This is a genomic window from Streptomyces pathocidini, from assembly GCF_001418495.1.
In the GTDB taxonomy this organism is placed as follows: domain Bacteria; phylum Actinomycetota; class Actinomycetes; order Streptomycetales; family Streptomycetaceae; genus Streptomyces; species Streptomyces pathocidini.
Genome location: NZ_LIQY01000172.1, coordinates 24,789 through 30,929 on the forward strand (window position 1 = coordinate 24,789; position 6,141 = coordinate 30,929).

Sequence of the window (6,141 nt, forward strand, 5' to 3'; positions counted from 1 at the left end):
CCATTCATGTCCGCGCTACCGGTAGACTGGGCAGCAATCCCGCCCACTCGCGGAACATGTCGAACGACGCAGCCGCTCCGGTATGCCACGGAGACGGCTTGTGCTGTGCCAGAAAGGGCGCTTCGTGGCCGATTCCGGCAACCCCAACGAGAACAACACCGCTCCCACCCCCGAGAAGGCGTCGTACGACGCAAGCGCGATCACGGTCCTCGAGGGTCTGGACGCGGTCCGCAAGCGACCCGGCATGTACATCGGGTCGACCGGTGAGCGGGGCCTGCACCACCTCGTGTACGAGGTGGTCGACAACTCGGTCGACGAGGCCCTGGCCGGTCATGCCGACACCATCGACGTGACGGTCCTGCCGGACGGCGGGGTCCGGGTCGTCGACAACGGCCGTGGCATCCCCGTGGGCATCGTCCCGTCGGAGGGGAAGCCGGCCGTCGAGGTCGTGATGACCGTGCTGCACGCGGGCGGCAAGTTCGGCGGCGGCGGCTATGCCGTCTCCGGTGGTCTGCACGGTGTCGGCGTCTCGGTCGTCAACGCGCTGTCGACGAAGGTCTCGGTCGACGTCCGGACCGAAGGCCACCGCTGGACGCAGGACTACAAGCTCGGTGTGCCGACGGCGCCGCTGGCGAAGAACGAGCCCGTGGACACCACCGGGACATCCGTTACCTTCTGGGCGGACCCGGACATCTTCGAGACCACCGAGTACTCCTTCGAGACGCTGTCCCGGCGCTTCCAGGAGATGGCCTTCCTCAACAAGGGCCTGACCATCTCGCTGACCGACGAGCGCCCGGACCACGTGGACGAGGAGGGCAAGCCGCTCTCCGTCCGGTACTTCTACGAGGGCGGCATCGTCGACTTCGTGAAGTACCTCAACTCCCGCAAGGGCGACCTCGTCCACCCCTCGGTGATCTCCATCGAGGCCGAGGACAAGGAGCGGATGCTCTCGGCCGAGATCGCGATGCAGTGGAACTCGCAGTACAGCGAGGGTGTCTACAGCTTCGCGAACACCATCCACACCCACGAGGGCGGCACGCACGAGGAGGGCTTCCGCGCGGCGCTGACGGGTCTGATCAACCGCTACGCGCGCGACAAGAAGCTGCTGCGGGAGAAGGACGACAACCTCACGGGCGAGGACATCCGCGAGGGCCTGACCGCGATCATCTCGGTCAAGCTCGGCGAGCCGCAGTTCGAGGGTCAGACGAAGACCAAGCTGGGCAACACGGAGGCCAAGACCTTCGTCCAGAAGATCGCCCACGAGCACCTGACCGACTGGCTGGACCGCAACCCCAACGAGGCCGCGGACATCATCCGCAAGGGCATCCAGGCCGCCACGGCTCGGGTCGCCGCCCGCAAGGCGCGCGATCTGACCCGCCGCAAGGGCCTGTTGGAGAGCGCTTCGCTGCCGGGCAAGCTCAGCGACTGCCAGTCCAACGACCCGACGCAGTGCGAGATCTTCATCGTCGAGGGTGACTCCGCGGGCGGCTCGGCCAAGTCCGGCCGGAACCCGGAGTACCAGGCGATCCTCCCGATCCGCGGCAAGATCCTGAACGTCGAGAAGGCGCGCGTCGACAAGATCCTCCAGAACCAGGAGGTCCAGGCGCTGATCTCGGCCTTCGGCACCGGGGTCCACGAGGACTTCGACATCGAGAAGCTCCGGTACCACAAGATCATCTTGATGGCGGACGCCGACGTCGACGGCCAGCACATCAACACCCTGCTGCTGACCTTCCTGTTCCGCTTCATGCGGCCGCTGGTCGAGGCGGGCCACGTCTATCTGTCCCGCCCCCCGCTCTACAAGATCAAGTGGGGCCGGGACGACTTCGAGTACGCGTACTCGGACCGCGAGCGCGACGCCCTGATCGAGCTGGGCCGGCAGAACGGCAAGCGGATCCGGGACGACTCGGTCCAGCGCTTCAAGGGTCTGGGCGAGATGAACGCCGAGGAGCTGCGGGTCACCACGATGGACGTCGACCACCGCGTACTGGGCCAGGTCTCCCTGGACGACGCGGCCCAGGCCGACGACCTCTTCTCGGTGCTGATGGGCGAGGACGTCGAGGCGCGGCGCTCCTTCATCCAGCGCAACGCCAAGGACGTCCGCTTCCTCGACATCTGAGTCGGCCCGCACTCCCGGGCCGCCGAGCCCGGGCTCGAACCTCGAAAGGACGTTGACCGGCGATGGCCGACGACACTCCTACCCCCGACATCCCCGAGACCACCGTCACGCCCGAGGGCACGCCCGCGGCCGTCGAGGGCGTGGGCCTGCGCGTCGAGCCCGTCGGGCTCGAGACGGAGATGCAGCGCAGCTACCTCGACTACGCGATGTCCGTCATCGTCTCGCGTGCGCTGCCCGACGTCCGCGACGGCCTCAAGCCGGTGCACCGCCGCGTGCTGTACGCGATGTACGACGGCGGGTACCGGCCGGAGCGCGGCTTCTACAAGTGCGCCCGCGTCGTCGGCGACGTCATGGGCACGTACCACCCGCACGGTGACTCCTCGATCTACGACGCCCTCGTACGGCTGGCCCAGTCCTGGTCCATGCGGATGCCGCTGGTGGACTCCAACGGCAACTTCGGCTCCCCGGGCAACGACCCGGCGGCCGCCATGCGGTACACCGAGTGCAAGATGGCGCCGCTGTCCATGGAGATGCTCCGGGACATCGACGAGGAGACCGTCGACTTCCAGGACAACTACGACGGCCGGAACCAGGAGCCGACGGTTCTTCCGGCGCGCTTCCCGAACCTGCTGATCAACGGTTCGGCCGGGATCGCGGTCGGCATGGCCACCAACATTCCGCCGCACAATCTGCGCGAGGTCGCGGCCGGCGCCCAGTGGGCGCTGGAGCACCCGGACGCCTCGCACGAGGAGCTGCTGGACGCGCTGATCGAGCGCATCAAGGGCCCGGACTTCCCGACCGGCGCCCTGGTCGTGGGCCGCCGCGGCATCGAGGAGGCGTACCGCACCGGGCGCGGCTCGATCACGATGCGCGCGGTTGTGGAGGTCGAGGAGATCCAGGGCCGGCAGTGCCTGGTCGTCACCGAACTCCCGTACCAGGTCAACCCGGACAACCTCGCGCAGAAGATCGCCGACCTGGTGAAGGACGGCAGGATCGGCGGGATCGCGGACGTGCGGGACGAGACCTCCTCGCGTACGGGTCAGCGCCTGGTGATCGTGCTGAAGCGGGACGCGGTCGCGAAGGTCGTCCTCAACAACCTGTACAAGCACACCGATCTGCAGACCAACTTCGGCGCCAACATGCTGGCGCTGGTCGACGGGGTGCCGCGGACGCTCTCGCTGGACGCGTTCATCCGGCACTGGGTCACGCACCAGATCGAGGTCATCGTCCGCCGGACGAAGTTCCGGCTGCGCAAGGCCGAGGAGCGGGCGCACATCCTGCGCGGCCTGCTCAAGGCGTTGGACGCGATCGACGAGGTCATCGCGCTGATCCGGCGCAGCGAGACGGTCGACGTGGCGCGCGAGGGCCTGATGGGCCTGCTGGAGATCGACGAGATCCAGGCGAACGCGATCCTGGAGATGCAGCTGCGGCGGCTGGCCGCCCTGGAGCGGCAGAAGATCGTCCAGGAGCACGACGAACTCCAGGCGAAGATCAGCGAGTACACCGCGATCCTCGCCTCGCCCGAGCGGCAGCGGCAGATCGTCTCCACCGAGCTGGCGGCGATCGTCGAGAAGTTCGGCGACGACCGGCGCAGCCAACTGGTGCCCTTCGACGGCGACATGTCCATCGAGGACCTGATCGCCGAGGAGGACATCGTCGTCACGATCAGCCGCGGCGGCTACGTCAAGCGCACCAAGACCGACGACTACCGCTCGCAGAAGCGCGGCGGCAAGGGCGTGCGCGGCACGAAGCTGAAGCAGGACGACATCGTCGACCACTTCTTCGTCTCGACCACCCACCACTGGCTGCTGTTCTTCACCAACAAGGGCCGGGTCTACCGCGCCAAGGCCTACGAGCTGCCGGACGCGGGCCGGGAGGCGCGCGGGCAGCATGTGGCGAACCTGCTGGCGTTCCAGCCGGACGAGCAGATCGCCGAGATCCTGGCCATCCGGGACTACGAGGCGGTGCCGTACCTGGTGCTGGCCACGAAGTCGGGCCTGGTGAAGAAGACGCCGCTGAAGGACTACGACTCCCCTCGTTCGGGTGGCGTCATCGCGATCAACCTCCGGGAGATGGAGGACGGCCGCGAGGACGAACTGATCGGCGCGGAGCTGGTGTCGGCCGAGGACGACCTGCTGCTGGTCAGCAAGAAGGCGCAGTCCATCCGCTTCACCGCGACCGACGATGCGCTGCGGCCGATGGGCCGGGCCACTTCGGGCGTGAAGGGCATGAGCTTCCGCGAGGGGGACGAGCTCCTCTCGATGAATGTCGTCCGGCCCGGTACGTTCGTCTTCACCGCCACCGACGGCGGTTACGCGAAGCGCACGAACGTCGACGAGTACCGCGTCCAGGGCCGCGGCGGCCTCGGCATCAAGGCCGCCAAGATCGTGGAGGACCGCGGTTCGCTGGTCGGCGCTCTGGTGGTCGAGGAGGCCGACGAGATCCTCGCCATCACGCTGAGCGGCGGGGTGATCCGCACCCGGGTCAGCGAGGTCAGGGAGACGGGTCGTGACACCATGGGCGTCCAGCTGATCAACCTGGGCAAGCGCGATGCCGTGGTCGGCATCGCCCGGAACGCCGAGGCGGGTCGCGAGGCTGAAGAGGTCGAGGAACTGGCCGACGCAGCCGAGGGGGCCGCGCAGGAGGCGGCCGAGGGCGCCGAGCCCGCGGTCGAAGAGCACGAGGAGTAAGTCGTGAGTGGAGCCACGGGCGCTGGGGCGGGCGGTCGGGGAACCGAGAGGCATCCGCTCTCGGGATCCATGACCGTGGAGGGCGCCCGTGGCGCGGCCGGGGGGCACGCGCCCTCGCACGGCGCGCAGCCGCAGCCGCCGCTGATCCAGCCCGGGCACGCGGGTCCGGGGCACGCCCCGGGCCATCCGCTGCCGGGGGTCGCGCAGCAGTCCCAGCCGGGCGCGCAGCCGTACCACCCGCCGCAGGCGTACTCCACGCCCGCGGGCGGGACGGCCGCGGGGCAGGCGGTGCGGCGGCCGCGTACGGGAGCCCGTACGACGCCTCGTACGCGCAAGGCCCGGCTGCGGGTGGCCAAGGTCGATCCGTGGTCGGTGATGAAGGTCGGCTTCCTGCTGTCCATCGCGCTGGGGATCTGCACGATCGTCGCGGTCGGCGTGCTGTGGCTGGTCATGGACGCCATGGGCGTCTTCGCCACCGTCGGCGGCACGATCAGCGACGCCACGGGCTCCAACGACGGCGGCGGCTTCGACTTGGAGGGCTTCCTGTCGCTGCCGCGGGTGCTGATGTTCACGTCGATCATTGCGGTGATCGACGTGGTGCTGGCCACCGCGCTGGCCACCCTCGGGGCGTTCATCTACAACCTGTCGGCGGGCTTCGTGGGCGGCGTCGAGCTCACGCTGGCGGAGGACGAGTAGCTGCGGGTAGCGCACGGCGGAACGGATTTTGGATGACGCCCGCCGTGCGCTAATCTTTCCGTGCAGCGCGGGGCTATAGCTCAGACGGTTAGAGCGCTTCCCTGATAAGGAAGAGGCCACAGGTTCAAGTCCTGTTAGCCCCACCGCATGATCGGGCCCGGACGGAGATTCTCCGCCGGGTCCGATTGGTTTGCGGGGTGAGGCAGTTGAGCGCGGGCTAGGTCACCGATCGGTATCGATCGGTGTGTATAGTCGGGCGGCAGAGGTCCCCTACGTCAGAAAGAAAGACGAGGTCGCGCGGTGAAGAAGCTTCTCCTGGTCGCACTGGCCGCCATCGGCGGGCTCCTCGTGTACCGCCAGATCCAGGCGGATCGCGCCGAGCAGGATCTGTGGACGGAGGCGACCGACTCCGTGCCCGCAGGTTCGGGTGTGTGAGACGAATCAGTCCTGACGGGCCCCGGCCGCTCCCTGAGCGGCCGGGGCTTCGTGCTGTCTGCTGCCGGTGGCTGTTGGGTGGGGATTCTTGGGGGCGGGCGCTGAGCGGTGACCGCTGAGCGGTGGCCGTTGAGCTTGCTTAGGCAAAGGAATATCTTGCGAAAGCAAAGAGCGTGGGTGCGGGTGGTCTGAGCGCGAGGG

Annotated in this window: 4 protein-coding genes and 1 tRNA gene; all 5 read left to right on the forward strand. The window is 68.3% G+C overall.

Translation table 11 applies throughout. The features are described 5' to 3' along the window. The first annotated feature begins 100 nt into the window (after positions 1 to 100). The 5 genes from gyrB (at position 101) to AOK16_RS28140 (ending at position 5,940) form a co-directional block, all read left to right on the forward strand. Positions 101 to 2,119 carry a DNA topoisomerase (ATP-hydrolyzing) subunit B gene (gene gyrB / locus AOK16_RS10450; protein WP_055471973.1) on the forward strand — a complete coding sequence of 673 codons (2,019 nt, stop codon included), beginning with the start codon at positions 101 to 103 and terminating at the stop codon, positions 2,117 to 2,119. Positions 2,120 to 2,181: 62 nt separating this feature from the next. Further along, a complete protein-coding gene (gene gyrA, locus AOK16_RS10455) occupies positions 2,182 to 4,809 on the forward strand; it encodes a DNA gyrase subunit A (RefSeq protein WP_055471974.1) in 2,628 nt (875 codons plus the stop codon). Positions 4,810 to 4,812: 3 nt separating this feature from the next. Next, the gene (locus tag AOK16_RS10460) at positions 4,813 to 5,505 is read left to right on the forward strand and encodes a DUF3566 domain-containing protein (RefSeq protein ID WP_079101236.1); all 693 of its coding nucleotides are present in this window, start codon (positions 4,813 to 4,815) and stop codon (positions 5,503 to 5,505) included. A 69-nt stretch (positions 5,506 to 5,574) separates the two neighbouring features. Beyond that, positions 5,575 to 5,648: transfer RNA gene (locus tag AOK16_RS10465), tRNA-Ile, on the forward strand. 157 nt (positions 5,649 to 5,805) lie between these two features. Further along, the gene (locus AOK16_RS28140; protein WP_003958712.1) at positions 5,806 to 5,940 is read left to right on the forward strand and encodes a DLW-39 family protein; all 135 of its coding nucleotides are present in this window, start codon (positions 5,806 to 5,808) and stop codon (positions 5,938 to 5,940) included. The last annotated feature ends 201 nt before the right edge of the window (positions 5,941 to 6,141 follow it).

Bases quoted from the DNA above. Each gene is read 5' to 3' on its own strand.
- gyrA (WP_055471974.1), top strand. From the start codon at position 2,182: ATGGCCGACGACACTCCTACCCCCGACATCCCCGAGACCACCGTCACG.